A 14013-nucleotide genomic window follows, 5' to 3' on the forward strand; every position below is an offset into this window, starting at 1 on the left:
AAGTCTAGGAGCGGCCACCGACATGGCGGCGCTCTGGTGCGGATCAGCGGCTGGTCGGAGCCGGACCGGCGAACGGGCGCAGCGCGTCCCGCAGCGCGGTGACCGTCGGGATATCGGCGCCGACCTGCGCCATGACGGCGCGCGGAACCTCCACCGCACGCTCGCGCAGAGCGCGCCCCTCCTCGGTCAGGCCGATGTCGAGGCGACGCTCGTCCGCCGCACTGCGCGTTCGCTGCACGAGCCCGTCCTTCTCCAGGCGCTTGACGAGCGGCGACGCACTGGCGGGCTCCAGTGCCAGCGCATGGGCGAGTTCGTTAAGCGAGCGCGGCGAGCTCTCCCACAGCGCGAGCATCACGAGGTACTGCGGGTGCGTAAGCCCGAGCGGCTCAAGAATCGGACGGTAGATCGCCACGACGTTGCGCGCCGCCGTCACCATCGCGAAGCACAGCTGGTTCTCCAGCCGCAGCAGTTCATCATCGCTGGTCATTCTCCGATGATACGAGGAACCCTAATCATTAGTACACTAAGGAACATGGCTGAGGATCCCACCCACGTCCCGTTGCGCACCCGCATCCGCGAGGCGGGCGGTCTTTACGCATGGTTCAACACGAACCTGATCCGCTTCGCGGGCCCCGCGTCGGTCGGCCCGTATGAGGCGACCCCGCCGCCCAGTGCAGAGGAACGCGCAGAGCGCGGATGCCCGCTGTGCGGCAATCCGATGAACAAGCACGAGATCGACCGCAGCGGGCCCAAGCCTCTGATGCACTGCCCCTGACGGGAACCACTACGCGTGGCCCGCGCGCTCCATGGCCCGTAGCTCCTTCTTGAGGTCCTGCACTTCGTCGCGGAGCCGTGCTGCGAGCTCGAACTTGAGTTCTGCGGCAGCGGCGAGCATCTGGTCCGAGAGATCGGCGATCGTCTCCTCGAGCTGCATCGCGCCCTCGGCCGCGATCCCCTCGCGGCGCAGGTTCGGTGTGGGCGACTTGCCCTTGCCGCTCTTGTTGCCCTTGCCCCGCCCCGCGCGCATGTCCGCCGTATCGGCGGCCTCACGCGCGAGCACTTCGGTGATGTCGGCGATGCGCTTGCGCAGCGGCTGCGGATCGATTCCGTTGGCCTTGTTGTAGGCGATCTGCTTCTCGCGACGGCGCTCGGTCTCGTCGATGGCGTTGCGCATCGAGTCGGTCATGTTGTCGGCGTACATGTGCACCTGACCCGACACGTTGCGCGCCGCGCGCCCGATGGTCTGGATGAGCGAGGTGCCCGACCGCAGGAAGCCCTCTTTGTCGGCGTCCAGGATCGCCACCAACGACACCTCGGGCAGGTCGAGGCCCTCGCGCAACAGGTTGATACCGACGAGCACATCGTAGACGCCGGCCCGCAGCTCGGTGAGCAGTTCCACTCTGCGCAACGTGTCGACGTCCGAGTGCAGGTAGCGCACGCGGACACCGTGCTCACCGAGGAAGTCCGTCAGTTCCTCGGCCATCTTCTTTGTCAGCGTGGTGACGAGTACGCGTTCATCCCGCTCGACACGCGTCCGAATCTCTTCGAGAAGATCATCGATCTGCCCCTTGGAGGGCTTGACGATGATCTCGGGGTCGACCAGCCCGGTGGGTCGGATGATCTGCTCGACCACACCGTCGGCGATCCCCATCTCGTACTTGCCCGGCGTAGCCGACAGGTACACGGTCTGCCCGACCCGGTTCTTGAACTCGTCGAAGCGTAATGGGCGGTTGTCCATGGCACTGGGCAACCGGAAGCCGTGCTCGACGAGCGTGCGCTTGCGCGAGGCGTCTCCTTCGTACATCGCTCCGATCTGCGGCACGGTCACGTGCGACTCGTCGATGACGAGCAGGAAGTCATCGGGGAAGAAGTCGAGCAGCGTGTGCGGGGGCTCCCCCGCCTCCCGCCCATCGAGATGCCGGGAGTAGTTCTCGATCCCGCTGCAGAATCCCAGCTGCTGCAGCATCTCAATGTCGAAAGTGGTGCGCATGCGCAGTCGCTGGGCTTCGAGCAACTTGCCCTGCCGCTCGAGCTCGGCCAGCCGCTGCTCGAGTTCGGCCTCGATCGTGCCGATGGCACGCTGAACGACATCCGTACCGGCTACGTAGTGCGAAGCGGGAAAGATCGGCACGGCGTCGAGCTTGGCGATGACATCGCCGGTGAGCGGATGCAACGAGTAGAGCGCCTCGATCTCGTCTCCGAACAACTCGATGCGGATCGCGTGCTCTTCGTACACCGGGATGATCTCGATCGTGTCGCCGCGTACCCGGAAGTTGCCTCGCGAGAAGTCGACGTCGTTGCGGTTGTACTGCATCGAGATGAACTGACGGATCAGCGCGTCGCGGTCGTAGCGCTCCCCTACTTGCAGCGCCACCATGGCTCGCAGATACTCCTCGGGCGCACCGAGGCCGTAGATGCACGACACCGTCGACACGACCACGACGTCTCGGCGGCTGAGCAGCGAGTTCGTCGTCGAGTGCCGCAGCCGCTCGACCTCCGCGTTGATCGACGAGTCCTTCTCGATGAAGGTGTCGGTCTGCGGAACGTAGGCCTCGGGCTGGTAATAGTCGTAGTAGCTGACGAAGTACTCGATGGCGTTGTGCGGCATGAGTTCTCGGAACTCGTTGGCCAGCTGCGCGGCGAGCGTTTTGTTGTGCGCCATCACCAGCGTCGGTCGCTGCACCTGTTCGATGAGCCAGGCGGTCGTCGCCGACTTTCCCGTTCCCGTCGCGCCGAGCAGGACCACGTCAGTCTCGCCGGCATTGATGCGCGCGGCGAGGTCAGCGATGGCCTGCGGCTGATCGCCGGCGGGCATGTACTCGCTGACGACCTCGAAGGGGCGGACACTGCGCGTGGGTTGCATCCCTCAAGCCTACGAGGAGCGACCGACATCCGTGCCGGCGGTCAGCCTGCTACCTGTGCACTCGCCAGGTGATGCCCCTTACCGACCTCGCGGCTCGTGGACGGCAAGGCGTGCCCAGACGTCGTCCGTCTGACGCCGGGTCTCCTCCAGCGACACCGACGTGTCCACGACGATATCGGCGATCGCGCGCCTGGCGGCATCCGGCACCTGCGCTGCGACACGAGCGCGGGCCGCTTCCTCAGCCATTCCGCGCAACTCGATCAGACGCCGGATCCGCAGCTCGGCGGGCGCGTCCGCCAACACGATCAGGTCCCACGGGTCATCGACACGGGCCTCGACCAGCAAAGGCACGTCGTAGACCACGACAGACTCCGGATCGGCAGCAAAAGCGGCGGCGAAGCGACGCGCGGACTCTTCACGCACCGCGGGGTGCACGATGCTGTTCAACCGGGCCAGCGCCTCGTCATCGCCGAAGACGCGCTCGCCCAGCGCCGCACGATCCAGCGCGCCATCGTGCTCGATCACCCCCGACCCGAACTCCGTGACGATGGCAGCAAGCACCGGGGAACCGGGTGACTGCACGTCGCGCACGATCTGGTCGGCGTCGACGATAACGGCACCGTGCTCGGCCAAACGGCGGGCGATGGTCGACTTGCCTGAGGCGATGCCTCCGGTCAGGGCGATGAGTGGCATCCGCCCAGTGTCCCACGCCGGTGGCGGGACGCGCGTCCCGGAACGCGGAACGGGCCGCCACCCGCCCGAAGGCGAGGTGACGGCCCGTTACTCACGGAGCGGATGCTCAGCTGTTGCCACCCGAGAGCTTCTCGCGCAGAGCGGCGAGAGCCTCGTCGTCGGCGAGGGTGCCGGCGCCGGAGTCGCTCGTGAACGACTGCGCAGCACCGAAGTCGTCGCCTGCAGCGGCCTCTTCTTCGGCAGCCTTGAGGACGGCGGCCTTGTGCGCCTCCCAGCGAGCCTGGGCTGCAGCGTACTCCTGCTCCCATGCCTCGCGCTGGGCGTCGAAGCCGTCCTTCCACGCACCGGTCTCGGCGTCGAAGCCCTCCGGGTACTTGTACTCGCCGTTCTCGTCGTACTCGGCGAGCATGCCGTACAGAGCCGGGTCGAACTCGGTGCCGTGCGGGTCGACCGACTCGTTGGCCTGCTTGAGCGACAGCGAGATGCGGCGACGCTCGAGGTCGATGTCGATGACCTTGACGAAGACCTCTTCGCCGACCGACACGACCTGCTCAGCCAGCTCGACGTGCTTGCTGGAGAGCTCCGAGATGTGCACGAGGCCCTCGATGCCGTCTGCGACGCGGACGAACGCACCGAACGGAACCAGCTTGGTGACCTTGCCCGGTGCGATCTGACCGATCGCGTGCGTGCGGGCGAAGACCTGCCACGGGTCCTCCTGCGTCGCCTTCAGCGACAGCGAGACGCGCTCGCGGTCCAGGTCGACCTCGAGGATCTCGACGGTGACCTCCTGGCCGACCTCGACAACCTCGGAAGCGTGCTCGATGTGCTTCCAAGACAGCTCCGAGACGTGCACCAGACCGTCGACGCCGCCGAGGTCGACGAACGCACCGAAGTTGACGATCGACGAGACGACACCCTTGCGAACCTGACCCTTGTGCAGGTTGTTGAGGAACGTCGTGCGCGACTCCGACTGCGTCTGCTCCAGCAGAGCGCGGCGGCTCAGCACCACGTTGTTGCGGTTCTTGTCGAGCTCGAGGATCTTGGCCTCGATCTCCTGACCCAGGTACGGCGTGAGGTCGCGGACGCGGCGCAGCTCGATGAGCGATGCCGGGAGGAAGCCACGGAGGCCGATGTCAACGATGAGGCCGCCCTTGACGACCTCGATGACGGTGCCGGTGACGACGCCGTCGTTCTCCTTGATCTTCTCGACGTCGCCCCAGGCGCGCTCGTACTGCGCACGCTTCTTGGAGAGGATCAGACGGCCTTCCTTGTCCTCCTTCTGGAGAACGAGGGCCTCGACCTGGTCGCCGACGGCGACGACCTCGTTGGGGTCGACGTCGTGCTTGATGGAGAGCTCGCGGGAGGGGATGACACCCTCGGTCTTGAAGCCGACGTCGAGCAGAACCTCATCGCGGTCGATCTTGACGATCGTGCCCTCGATGATGTCGCCGTCGTTGAAAGACTTGATGGTCTTCTCGACCGCGGCCAGGAAGTCCTCGGCAGATCCGATGTCGTTGATCGCGACCTGCTTGGTGGCCGGGGCGGTCGTTGCGCTAGTCATGTAGTGGGTTGTCCTTGTGAATGGAAGATCGGGCGTCGGGAGCCGGCAAGCCGATATGCTCACGATGCGGTTGGATGTGGATTGCGATGTCACGCGGGCACGCAGGCGCACCCCACGAGTGACACTTCAGATTATCAGAAGCCGGGCGCGCCGCGCTCCCCCTGTTCTAGGCTGGAGCGGTGACCCAGCGACTGATGCTTCTCGATACGGCCTCGCTGTACTTCCGGGCGTTCTTCGGAGTCCCCGACAAGGTCAAGGCTCCGGACGGCACCTCCGTGAACGCGACGCGAGGATTGCTCGACATCGTCGCCAAACTCGTCACGCTCTACCACCCCGCACAGGTCATCGCCTGCTGGGATGACGACTGGCGCCCGCAATGGCGCGTCGACCTGATCCCGAGCTATAAGGCGCACCGCGTGGTCGAGGCCGTCCCGTCCGGCACGGATGTCGAAGAGGTTCCCGATCCCCTCGAGCAGCAGATCCCCCTCATCCGCGAGGCGCTCAGCGCACTGGGAATTCCGATCATCGGCGCAGCAGAGCACGAGGCGGACGACGTGATCGGTGCGCTCGCGAGCCGCGCGACCATGCCCGTCGACATCGTCACCGGCGATCGCGACCTGTTCCAGCTCGTCGACGACGCACGAGACGTGCGCGTGATCTACACAGCTCGCGGCATGAGCAATCTCGAGGTCGTGACCGATGCGACGGTCGTCGCCAAGTACGGCGTGCTTCCGAGTCAGTACGCGGACTTCGCCACTCTGCGCGGCGATGCCTCCGACGGCCTCCCGGGCGTGAAGGGCGTCGGAGAGAAGACCGCGGCGTCACTGCTGCAGGCGCACTCCGACCTGGCCGGCATCCGCGCCGCTGTTGCCGATGGCAAGCTCAGCGCGGCGGCATCCGCTCGCTTCGCGGCGGCAGCCGCCTACCTCGACGTCGCCCCGGACGTCGTGCGCGTCGCCACCGACCTCGACATCGCTGCCCCCGATGTCCCGTTGCGCGCGTTGGATGATGCGAGGGCGGATGCTGCCCGCGCCTTCGCCGAGCAGTGGAACCTCGGCGGGTCGATGGAACGCGCTCTGGCTGCGATCGCCACCGCCTGATCGGGGCCGCCCGCCCCACCGTCAGCCGCGCGCCCAGGCGCGCAGGCGCTCGACACCCCAGGTCGTCACGATCCGCTCTGCAGGCACGCCTGCCGCCTCGGCTCTTTGCGCCCCATGGTCCAGCAGCGAGAGCTGGCCCGGCGCGTGCGCGTCCGAATCGATCGCGAACAGGCATCCCTCCGCCATCGCCACACCGATCAGCTCATCCGGCGGGTCCTGGCGCTCGGGACGCGAATTGATCTCGACAGCCACACCGTTCTCGGCACACGCAGCGAAAACCGCTCTGGCATCGAAGGACGAGGGCGGACGCGTGCCCCGCTCCCCCTGAACAAGACGCCCGGTGCAGTGCCCCAGCACGTTCACCACCGAATCACCCACCGCCGCCACCAGCCGACGCGTCATCGCGTCCGCGGGCATACGCAGCTTCGAGTGCGCGGAGGCCACGACGATGTCCAACTCGGCGAGCAGCGACGGGTTCTGATCGAGCGAGCCGTCGTCAAGAATGTCGACCTCGATGCCCGCGAGCACCGTGAGGTCGGGCGTCGACTGCTCCCGCACCAGCGGAATCTGCTCGCGAAGGCGCTCCGCCGACAGGCCACGAGCGACCCGCAGCCGAGGTGAATGGTCCGTGATCGCCAGATAGCGATGTCCCAGCGCTGCGGCCGCGGAGACCATCGACTCGATCGGCGTCGTCCCGTCAGACCACTCGGTGTGACTATGCAGATCACCGCGTAGCCGTCCGCGCAGCTCGGATTCACGTTCGGGGCTCACCGAAGCACGCAACTGGATCAGGTAGTCGGGGACGCCGCCCCGCTGCGCCTGCTGAATCACCTCGAAGGTCGACGCGCCGATCCCCCTCTGCGCACGTAACGCATCCGCATCCCACCGCGTCTGCTCGGGCAACGCAGCGAGAACGGCCGCCGCCTGCCGAAAGGCTTTCGCGCGGTACCGCGACGCGCGCTCCCGTTCCAGCAGAGCGGCGATCTCGATCAGCGCGTCGACGGCGTCCATGGCGCACTACATCAGGAGGCGATCGGCTCGTTCGTCGCGCGCACCCAGTCATCTAGCTTCGCCGCTGCGCGCCCGTCGTCAACCGCATCCGCAACCCTGGCATACGCATCGCGCAGACGCTCGACGATCGGAACCTGGGTGAGCGTCGAGTCGTGGGAGAGCTCGTACGCGACGACGCCGGCCGCCGCGTTCAGCAGCACGATGTCACGCACCGCGCCCGGTTCACCGGCCAGCGTGCGCCGCAGCACCTGCGCGTTGTGCTCGGGCGTGCCGCCAAGCAGATCGGCGATATCGGCCAGCGGGATGCCGAGATCGCGAGGGTCGAGATCATGCTCGTGCGTGTCGCCGCGAGCGACCTCCCAGATACGGCTGTGACCCGTCGTGGTCAATTCATCGAGCCCGTCGTCACCACGGAACACCAGTGCCGTGGCGCCGCGTGTGCGGAAGACGCCCGTGATGAGCGGAACCCGATCCAATTGCGCGACGCCGACCGCGTTGGCCTCGGCTCGGGCGGGATTGCAGAGCGGGCCGAGCATGTTGAACACCGTGGGAACCGCGAGCTCGGATCGCGCACTCGCCGCATGCTTGAACCCCGGGTGGAACGCGGCGGCCCACGCGAAGGTAATCCCGGTGCTGTCGAGCACCCGAGCGACGCGCTGCGGGTCGAGCGAGATGTCCAGACCGAGTGCCGACAGCACATCGGATGAACCCGACGACGAGCTGGCAGCGCGATTGCCGTGCTTGACCACGGGAATCCCCATAGCGCCGATGATGATCGCCGCGGTCGTGGAGACGTTGACTGTTCCGAACCGGTCGCCTCCGGTACCGACGATGTCGAGGACGTCTGACGACACCGGCAGCGGCACAGCTGCCTCGAGGATCGCGTCGCGGAACCCGACGACCTCGTCGATCGTCTCGCCCTTCGCGCGAAGGGCGATCAGGAAGCCCGCGAGTTGCGCGTCGGACACGTCGCCGCGCATCACCTGGCGCATCGCCCAGGTCGACTCCCATACACTCAGATCCCGCCGTTCCAGGAGCGCAGTGAGCAGATCAGGCCAGGTGAGGGAATCAACCATGCCAGCGATCCTACGGGGTGCGGAAAGATGCCGATTCGAGATGACAACGATGTGCGAACCTTCCCGCGCCGGGGACTAGCGCGCCACCTGGGAGATTCCCAGGGTTCCGAGGAAGATTCGCAGGTTGTTCTTAGGTTCCCCTAAGTGTCCCGCCAGCGACTCCGGCAAGTGTGGTGCAAGAATCACGACGAAGAATCGGCCATAATGGACGGGTGACCACCTCAGCGACGTATGCCCCGGCGGCAAGAACCATCAAGCGCCCCAATCCGGTCGCTGTCGGCACCATCGTGTGGCTCGGCAGCGAGGTGATGTTCTTCGCGGGACTTTTCGCGATCTACTTCACCCTCCGTAGCACCTCCCCCGATCTGTGGGCGGAGCAGACCGGTCTGTTGAACGTGACCTTCGCAGCAGTGAACACCGCGATCCTCGTCGCGTCGTCGTTCACCTGCCAGATGGGCGTGTTCGCAGCCGAGGACCTGCAGCCGTACCGCATCGGCAAGGGACAGCTCAACGCGGCTGGCCGCCGCCGCCTCTTCGGCTGGGGAATGGTCGAGTGGTTCTGGCTCACCTTCGCCCTCGGCGCGATCTTCGTGAGCGGCCAGGTCTGGGAGTACGCCCAGCTCGTCGCCCACGGCCTGCCGATCTCGGCTGACTCCTACGCCGCAGCCTTCTACCTCACCACCGGCTTCCACGCTCTCCACGTCACGGGTGGCCTCGTTGCCTTCGTCCTCGTCATCGGACGCGCCTACGCCGTCAAGAACTTCGGCCACAAGGAGGCGACCTCCTCGATCGTCGTGTCGTACTACTGGCACTTCGTCGACGTCGTCTGGGTGGCCCTGTTCTTCGTCATCTACTTCCTGAAATAAGAGCGGAGCGATTTTTCGAAATGGCACGAGAGAAGAAGCACCGCTCCCGCGGTCGTCGTAGCCCCCTCGCAGCAGCCGCGCTCATCGGCGCCGGCCTGTTGCTGACCGGAGGCGCTTACGCAGGCGCGTCCGCAGCGATGGCCGCCCCGGCCGACGCGCACAGCAGCGTCGCAACCGAGCTCACCGTCGAGGACGGCGAGAAGCTGTTCACGGCCAACTGCGCCACCTGCCACGGCATGGACCTGGAGGGTACGCCCGAGGGGCCGAGCCTGGTCGGCGTCGGCGAGCTCTCCGTTGAGTTCCAGGTCGCGACGGGCCGTATGCCCCTGCAGATGCAGGGACCGCAGGCCCCGCAGAAGCCCGCGCAGTTCACTGACGCGCAGATCCGCGCAATGGCCGCCTACGTGCAGTCGGTTGCCCCCGGCCCCGGCTACCCCGAGGACTGGGTAACCAGCGGTGAGGCGAACCCCGCCAACGCCCAGGACGAGGTCGACATCACGCACGGTGCTGAGCTGTTCCGCATCAACTGCGCGATGTGCCACAACGTCGCCGCGGCCGGTGGCGCACTCACCGAGGGCAAGTACGCCCCGGCCCTGACCTCGACCAGTGCGCTGCACGTCTACGCGGCGATGGTCACCGGCCCGCAGAACATGCCGGTCTTCGGAGACATGAACCTCAGCTCCGAGGACAAGCGCGACATCATCGCCGCCCTCGTGTGGCAGCAGGAAGCAGTGCAGATCGGCGGCTTCACGCTGGGCTCGCTGGGTCCGGTCTCCGAGGGTCTGTTCATCTGGATCTTCGGCATCGGCGCGCTCGTCGCCCTCACCGTGTGGATCACGGCGAAGTCCAACTGACGCACTTTCATAGAACAGCTACGTACGAGGAGCACCATGGCAAACGACGACGACACGCAGGCTCTGGACAGGGCCTACCAGCCCTCACCGGGGCTGGGCGTCGCAGTCAGCGATCCTGCGGAGAACCCGGGGCTGCCACCACACCGTGAGCGGATGACCGACAAGGACCCGCGGATCGAGAAGACGGCGGAGCGTACGGTCTACACGCTCTTCTACCTGTCGCTCGCCGGCAGCATCTGGGCTGTCGCCGCGTACATGCTGTTCCCGATCGAGAGCGGCATGCCGATCGACATCCGGCAGAACAACATGTACATCGGCATCGGCATCGCGCTGGCGCTGCTGGCCATCGGTATCGGCGCGATCCACTGGTCGAAGGCGCTGATGTCCGACAAGGAGTACATTGAACACCGCCACCCGACCCGCGGTCGCGACACGACGCGTGAGGCTGCGGTTCAGGTGTTCGCCGAGGCCGACCAGGACTCCGGTTTCGGCCGCCGCAAGATGATCCGCAACTCGCTGATCGTCGCCGTGGTCGCATCTGTCGTCCCGGGGATCACCCTCTTCCGCGGACTCGCGCCGCACAACACCCCCGAGAAGCCGCACGCCGGAGACCCGGTCTACCTGCTCAGCCACACCATGTGGGAGTCCGGTATGCGCCTTGCCCGCGATCCTGAGGGCACCCCCATCCGCGCTGCTGACGTCACCGTCGGCTCGGCGTTCCACGTCATCCCCGAGCCGCTCAAGCAGCTCGACCACAGCAGCGGATACCTCGAAGAGAAGGCGAAGGCGATCGTCCTGCTGATGCGTCTGCGCCCCGAGCAGCTCATCGAGACCGAAGAGCGCAAGGACTGGTCGTACGACGGCATCGTCGCGTACTCCAAGGTCTGCACGCACGTCGGTTGCCCCGTCGCTCTCTACGAGCAGCAGACGCACCACCTGCTGTGCCCCTGCCACCAGTCGCAGTTCGACGTCACCGATCAGGCCAAGGTCATTTTCGGACCTGCTGCTCGACCGCTGCCGCAGCTGCCCATCGCCGTCGACGATGAGGGCTACCTCATCGCTCAGCGCGACTTCACCGAACCCGTCGGCCCGAGCTTCTGGGAGCGTCATTGAGTACCGCAACTCTGAATAAAGAGGACACCACGCAGCAGAAGAAGCCGCTCGGTGGCCGCTTCGTCGGCGCGACGGCGAACTACATCGACGAGCGCACCAGCCTTTCGGGCATGGTCAAGGAGCTCGGTCGCAAGATCTTCCCCGACCACTGGTCATTCATGCTCGGCGAGATCGCTCTGTGGGCGTTCGTGGCCGTGTTCCTGTCGGGAACGTTCCTGACGTTCTTCTTCCAGGCATCCATGGTGCCCACGCACTACACCGGTGCGTACGTGCCGATGCGCGGTCTGGAGATGTCGGCGGCGTTCGAATCCGCGCTGCACATCTCCTGGGACGTCCGCGGTGGCCTTCTGGTGCGCCAGATCCACCACTGGGCAGCACTGGTCTTCATCGCCGGCATCGGTATCCACATGCTCCGCGTGTTCTTCACGGGTGCGTTCCGCAAGCCCCGCGAGCTCAACTGGGTGATCGGCTTCGTGCTGTTCATCCTCGCTCTCGCCGAGGGCTTCACCGGCTACTCGCTGCCCGACGACCTGCTCTCGGGCAACGGTCTGCGGATCATCGACGGCATGATCAAGGGCATCCCGCTCATCGGAACCTGGACCTCGTTCCTGCTCTTCGGTGGTGAGTTCCCGGGTCACGACATCGTCGGACGCCTCTACACGCTGCACATCCTGCTGCTGCCGCTGCTGCTGATCGGTCTGCTCGTCGTCCACCTGATGCTCATGGTGATCAACAAGCACACCCAGTTCGCGGGCCCGGGCCGCACGAACGACAACGTCGTCGGCTACCCGATGATGCCCGTCTACATGTCGAAGATGGGTGGCTTCTTCTTCATCGTCTTCGGTGTGATCGTGCTGATCGCTTCGTTCTTCCAGATCCTCCCGTTCTGGGATTACGGCCCCTACGACCCCTCCCCGATCTCGGCAGGTACGCAGCCGGACTGGTACATCGGCTTCGCCGACGGTGCCCTCCGCCTCGCCCCGCCGAACATGGACGTCGTGTTCCTCGACCGCACCTGGTCGTTCGGCATCCTGGTGCCGGTCGCAGTCCTCGGTCTGTTCATCGTGCTCGTCGCGATCTACCCCTTCATCGAGGCGTGGGTCACGGGCGACAAGCGCGAGCACCACATCGCAGACCGTCCCCGCAACGCCCCCACCCGCACTGCTATCGGCGCCGCCGGCGTCATCTTCTACGCGGTCATGTGGGCAGCGGCTTCGTCCGACCTCATCGCCACGCACTTCATGCTCACCATGGAGGGTGTCATCCACTCGCTCCAGGCGATGCTGTTCGTCGGTCCGGTGCTCGGGTACTTCATCACCAAGCGCATCTGCATCGCGCTGCAGAAGAAGGACCGTGAGATCGTCCTGCACGGCTATGAGTCGGGTCGTATCGTCCGCCTCCCCGGTGGCGAGTACGTCGAGGTGCACCAGCCCGTCGACGTGTACGACCGCTGGAAGCTCATCGACTACGAGGTGTACGAACCGCTCGTGGTTCGCCCCAACGAGAAGGGCCGCATCCCGTGGACGCAGAACCTGCGTTCGGCGCTTTCGCGCTGGTTCTTCGAGGACCGTCTGATGCCGCTCACGCAGGCACAGATCGAAGAGGCCGACGCGCACCAGCACCACACGCTGGCACACAACGAAGAGCTCGAAGCCGAAGAGATCGCCGGTGCACACGCACGCGCAGGCGTCTCCGAGGAGCAGATCGCTCCTGCCGACACCTCGATCGGTGAGACGCCGAACACGCCCAGCTCGGTGATCGCGACCGATCCGGTCAAGAAGCCGCGCAAGAAGAAGTCGGAGGACGGCGAGTAACGCTCCCCTCCCCCTACGCAGAAGGTCCCGTCCAATTTTGGACGGGACCTTCTGCGTTTCTGCCGAGCGCGGTCATCCACAGGGATGCACAGCCCACCACTAGCACTGGCTAGGGTCAACATGCCGCGACTGACGCCGGTACGCAGACCCTCAATGCCTGGGACTTCAGCGACGGGACACTCCTGTGGGAGCGCGTCACGTTCCCGGGACGCAATCTGCGTGGCCAGCAGCATCAGGTCGCGGCTTTGGACACCGAGGACGGCTGGCAGGCGTCTGCCCTCGTCCCCTGGCGACCGACCGCGGCAGTCGACGAGTGGTCACGTGTCGAGATCTTGGACGTGCGCACAGGCACTCGCTCGCGCCAGAGGTCGCGTCGACGGGCGTCTGGGCGCACCGTCCGGTCGTGTGCGGGTCCGACGCCGACCGCTTCTGCATCACGGGCGTCCTTGAAACCGAAACCGACACGGAGAACGATCGCGTCCATGAGTACTCGGTGACGGATCAAACGTTCCGTGCGCCCAAGGTGACGGATGCCGGCTTCTTCGAAGGCGGGACCGCCTTCAGCAGCCGTGTGTCGTACACCGCGCTTCGTCAGGCTCGATCGCACGTCCGGCGCCACTGAGTGGTCGCTCAATGCGGACTCCTGCGGCTTCGTCGCCGACTTCGGGAACCCGGACGCTGCGCTGGGACGGGACGGGGGTGGTGCGCGACGACTGGTGCCACCGAGCGCGTCGCCCAGGACCAGTTGCTGCTGTGCATGACGCGCTTCGCGCCACGGCTGAGAAACGCAGTCTCCGGATGTGGCGTTCCACGGGGGCAGGCTCCGTCGAACTCACCTCGATCTGGCATGAGCCCGTGCATGAACTGGAGGACGCCTTTGAGCTCCGCAACGGGGATGGTTCCGTCGTCGAAGACAGAGCACCACAGACGGCAACGCTGGCCATCGCAGGATTCGACGCCTCCGGCCCGGTAGCGATCTACAGGAAGGACGGACTGACCGTGTTCGAACCAGTCGGCGACGAGTGAGCACCTGCGCACGCAGAAGGCCCCCTGGCGAACCAG

General features: G+C 66.0%; 14 protein-coding genes. 8 read left to right on the top strand and 6 right to left on the bottom strand.

Going from position 1 to position 14013, the window contains the following annotated elements; translation table 11 throughout:
* Positions 1 to 43: 43 nt before the first annotated feature.
* Positions 44 to 487: a MarR family winged helix-turn-helix transcriptional regulator gene (locus ACLD0U_RS07570; protein WP_179410564.1), complete on the bottom strand. Its 444-nt coding sequence runs from the start codon at positions 485 to 487 to the stop codon at positions 44 to 46.
* Positions 488 to 532: 45 nt separating this feature from the next.
* Between ACLD0U_RS07570 and ACLD0U_RS07575 the strand changes: the two genes are divergently transcribed.
* The gene (locus tag ACLD0U_RS07575) at positions 533 to 775 is read left to right on the top strand and encodes a hypothetical protein (protein ID WP_179410563.1); all 243 of its coding nucleotides are present in this window, start codon (positions 533 to 535) and stop codon (positions 773 to 775) included.
* 9 nt (positions 776 to 784) lie between these two features.
* Here the strand turns inward: ACLD0U_RS07575 and uvrB are convergent, their stop codons facing one another.
* The 3 genes from uvrB to rpsA all read right to left on the bottom strand — a co-directional run bounded on the left by uvrB (position 785) and on the right by rpsA (position 5117).
* Positions 785 to 2863 carry an excinuclease ABC subunit UvrB gene (gene uvrB / locus ACLD0U_RS07580; protein WP_179410562.1) on the bottom strand — a complete coding sequence of 693 codons (2079 nt, stop codon included), beginning with the start codon at positions 2861 to 2863 and terminating at the stop codon, positions 785 to 787.
* Between the two features lie 78 nt (positions 2864 to 2941).
* On the bottom strand, positions 2942 to 3556 hold the full coding sequence (gene coaE, locus ACLD0U_RS07585) for a dephospho-CoA kinase (RefSeq protein ID WP_179410561.1): 615 nt from the start codon (positions 3554 to 3556) through the stop codon (positions 2942 to 2944).
* Between the two features lie 106 nt (positions 3557 to 3662).
* Complete coding sequence (gene rpsA / locus ACLD0U_RS07590) at positions 3663 to 5117, bottom strand: 30S ribosomal protein S1 (protein ID WP_179410560.1); 1455 nt, start codon at positions 5115 to 5117, stop codon at positions 3663 to 3665.
* A gap of 179 nt (positions 5118 to 5296) precedes the next feature.
* Here rpsA and ACLD0U_RS07595 point away from each other — a divergent pair, with 179 nt between their 5' ends.
* Positions 5297 to 6217 (top strand): 5'-3' exonuclease H3TH domain-containing protein, encoded by a 921-nt coding sequence (locus tag ACLD0U_RS07595; RefSeq protein WP_410340220.1) that lies wholly within the window; start codon positions 5297 to 5299, stop codon positions 6215 to 6217.
* 21 nt (positions 6218 to 6238) lie between these two features.
* Here ACLD0U_RS07595 and ACLD0U_RS07600 read toward each other — a convergent pair whose 3' ends face one another.
* On the bottom strand, positions 6239 to 7228 hold the full coding sequence (locus tag ACLD0U_RS07600) for a PHP domain-containing protein (RefSeq protein WP_206549602.1): 990 nt from the start codon (positions 7226 to 7228) through the stop codon (positions 6239 to 6241).
* 11 nt (positions 7229 to 7239) lie between these two features.
* Positions 7240 to 8304 (bottom strand): anthranilate phosphoribosyltransferase, encoded by a 1065-nt coding sequence (trpD, locus tag ACLD0U_RS07605; protein ID WP_224818967.1) that lies wholly within the window; start codon positions 8302 to 8304, stop codon positions 7240 to 7242.
* A gap of 308 nt (positions 8305 to 8612) precedes the next feature.
* On the opposite strand from trpD, the gene ACLD0U_RS07610 reads away from it, so the two are divergent.
* The 6 genes from ACLD0U_RS07610 (at position 8613) to ACLD0U_RS07635 (ending at position 13977) form a co-directional block, all read left to right on the top strand.
* Positions 8613 to 9170: a heme-copper oxidase subunit III gene (locus ACLD0U_RS07610; RefSeq protein WP_218848361.1), complete on the top strand. Its 558-nt coding sequence runs from the start codon at positions 8613 to 8615 to the stop codon at positions 9168 to 9170.
* A 20-nt stretch (positions 9171 to 9190) separates the two neighbouring features.
* The gene (locus ACLD0U_RS07615; RefSeq protein WP_179410555.1) at positions 9191 to 10024 is read left to right on the top strand and encodes a c-type cytochrome; all 834 of its coding nucleotides are present in this window, start codon (positions 9191 to 9193) and stop codon (positions 10022 to 10024) included.
* Positions 10025 to 10060: 36 nt separating this feature from the next.
* A complete protein-coding gene (locus ACLD0U_RS07620; RefSeq protein ID WP_179410554.1) occupies positions 10061 to 11137 on the top strand; it encodes a ubiquinol-cytochrome c reductase iron-sulfur subunit in 1077 nt (358 codons plus the stop codon).
* Positions 11134 to 12951 (top strand): cytochrome b, encoded by a 1818-nt coding sequence (locus tag ACLD0U_RS07625; RefSeq protein WP_410340221.1) that lies wholly within the window; start codon positions 11134 to 11136, stop codon positions 12949 to 12951. The genes ACLD0U_RS07620 and ACLD0U_RS07625 overlap by 4 nt, the downstream gene beginning before the upstream one ends.
* A 403-nt stretch (positions 12952 to 13354) precedes the next feature.
* On the top strand, positions 13355 to 13573 hold the full coding sequence (locus tag ACLD0U_RS07630; RefSeq protein ID WP_410340222.1) for a hypothetical protein: 219 nt from the start codon (positions 13355 to 13357) through the stop codon (positions 13571 to 13573).
* 233 nt (positions 13574 to 13806) lie between these two features.
* Positions 13807 to 13977: a hypothetical protein gene (locus ACLD0U_RS07635; protein WP_410340223.1), complete on the top strand. Its 171-nt coding sequence runs from the start codon at positions 13807 to 13809 to the stop codon at positions 13975 to 13977.
* Positions 13978 to 14013: the final 36 nt, after the last annotated feature.

The sequence above is a fragment of the Microbacterium sp. 2216-1 genome (genome assembly GCF_046507855.1).
Taxonomy (GTDB): Bacteria; Actinomycetota; Actinomycetes; order Actinomycetales; family Microbacteriaceae; genus Microbacterium; species Microbacterium esteraromaticum_C.

What these genes read in the sequence shown, in the direction of transcription:
- trpD (WP_224818967.1), bottom strand. Translation starts at nt 8,304, where the DNA reads ATGGTTGATTCCCTCACCTGGCCTGATCTGCTCACTGCGCTCCTGGAA.
- ACLD0U_RS07600 (WP_206549602.1), bottom strand. Translation starts at nt 7,228, where the DNA reads ATGGACGCCGTCGACGCGCTGATCGAGATCGCCGCTCTGCTGGAACGG.
- ACLD0U_RS07610 (WP_218848361.1), top strand. Translation starts at nt 8,613, where the DNA reads ATGTTCTTCGCGGGACTTTTCGCGATCTACTTCACCCTCCGTAGCACC.
- ACLD0U_RS07615 (WP_179410555.1), top strand. Translation starts at nt 9,191, where the DNA reads ATGGCACGAGAGAAGAAGCACCGCTCCCGCGGTCGTCGTAGCCCCCTC.
- rpsA (WP_179410560.1), bottom strand. Translation starts at nt 5,117, where the DNA reads ATGACTAGCGCAACGACCGCCCCGGCCACCAAGCAGGTCGCGATCAAC.
- coaE (WP_179410561.1), bottom strand. Translation starts at nt 3,556, where the DNA reads ATGCCACTCATCGCCCTGACCGGAGGCATCGCCTCAGGCAAGTCGACC.
- ACLD0U_RS07575 (WP_179410563.1), top strand. Translation starts at nt 533, where the DNA reads ATGGCTGAGGATCCCACCCACGTCCCGTTGCGCACCCGCATCCGCGAG.
- ACLD0U_RS07620 (WP_179410554.1), top strand. Translation starts at nt 10,061, where the DNA reads ATGGCAAACGACGACGACACGCAGGCTCTGGACAGGGCCTACCAGCCC.
- ACLD0U_RS07570 (WP_179410564.1), bottom strand. Translation starts at nt 487, where the DNA reads ATGACCAGCGATGATGAACTGCTGCGGCTGGAGAACCAGCTGTGCTTC.
- uvrB (WP_179410562.1), bottom strand. Translation starts at nt 2,863, where the DNA reads ATGCAACCCACGCGCAGTGTCCGCCCCTTCGAGGTCGTCAGCGAGTAC.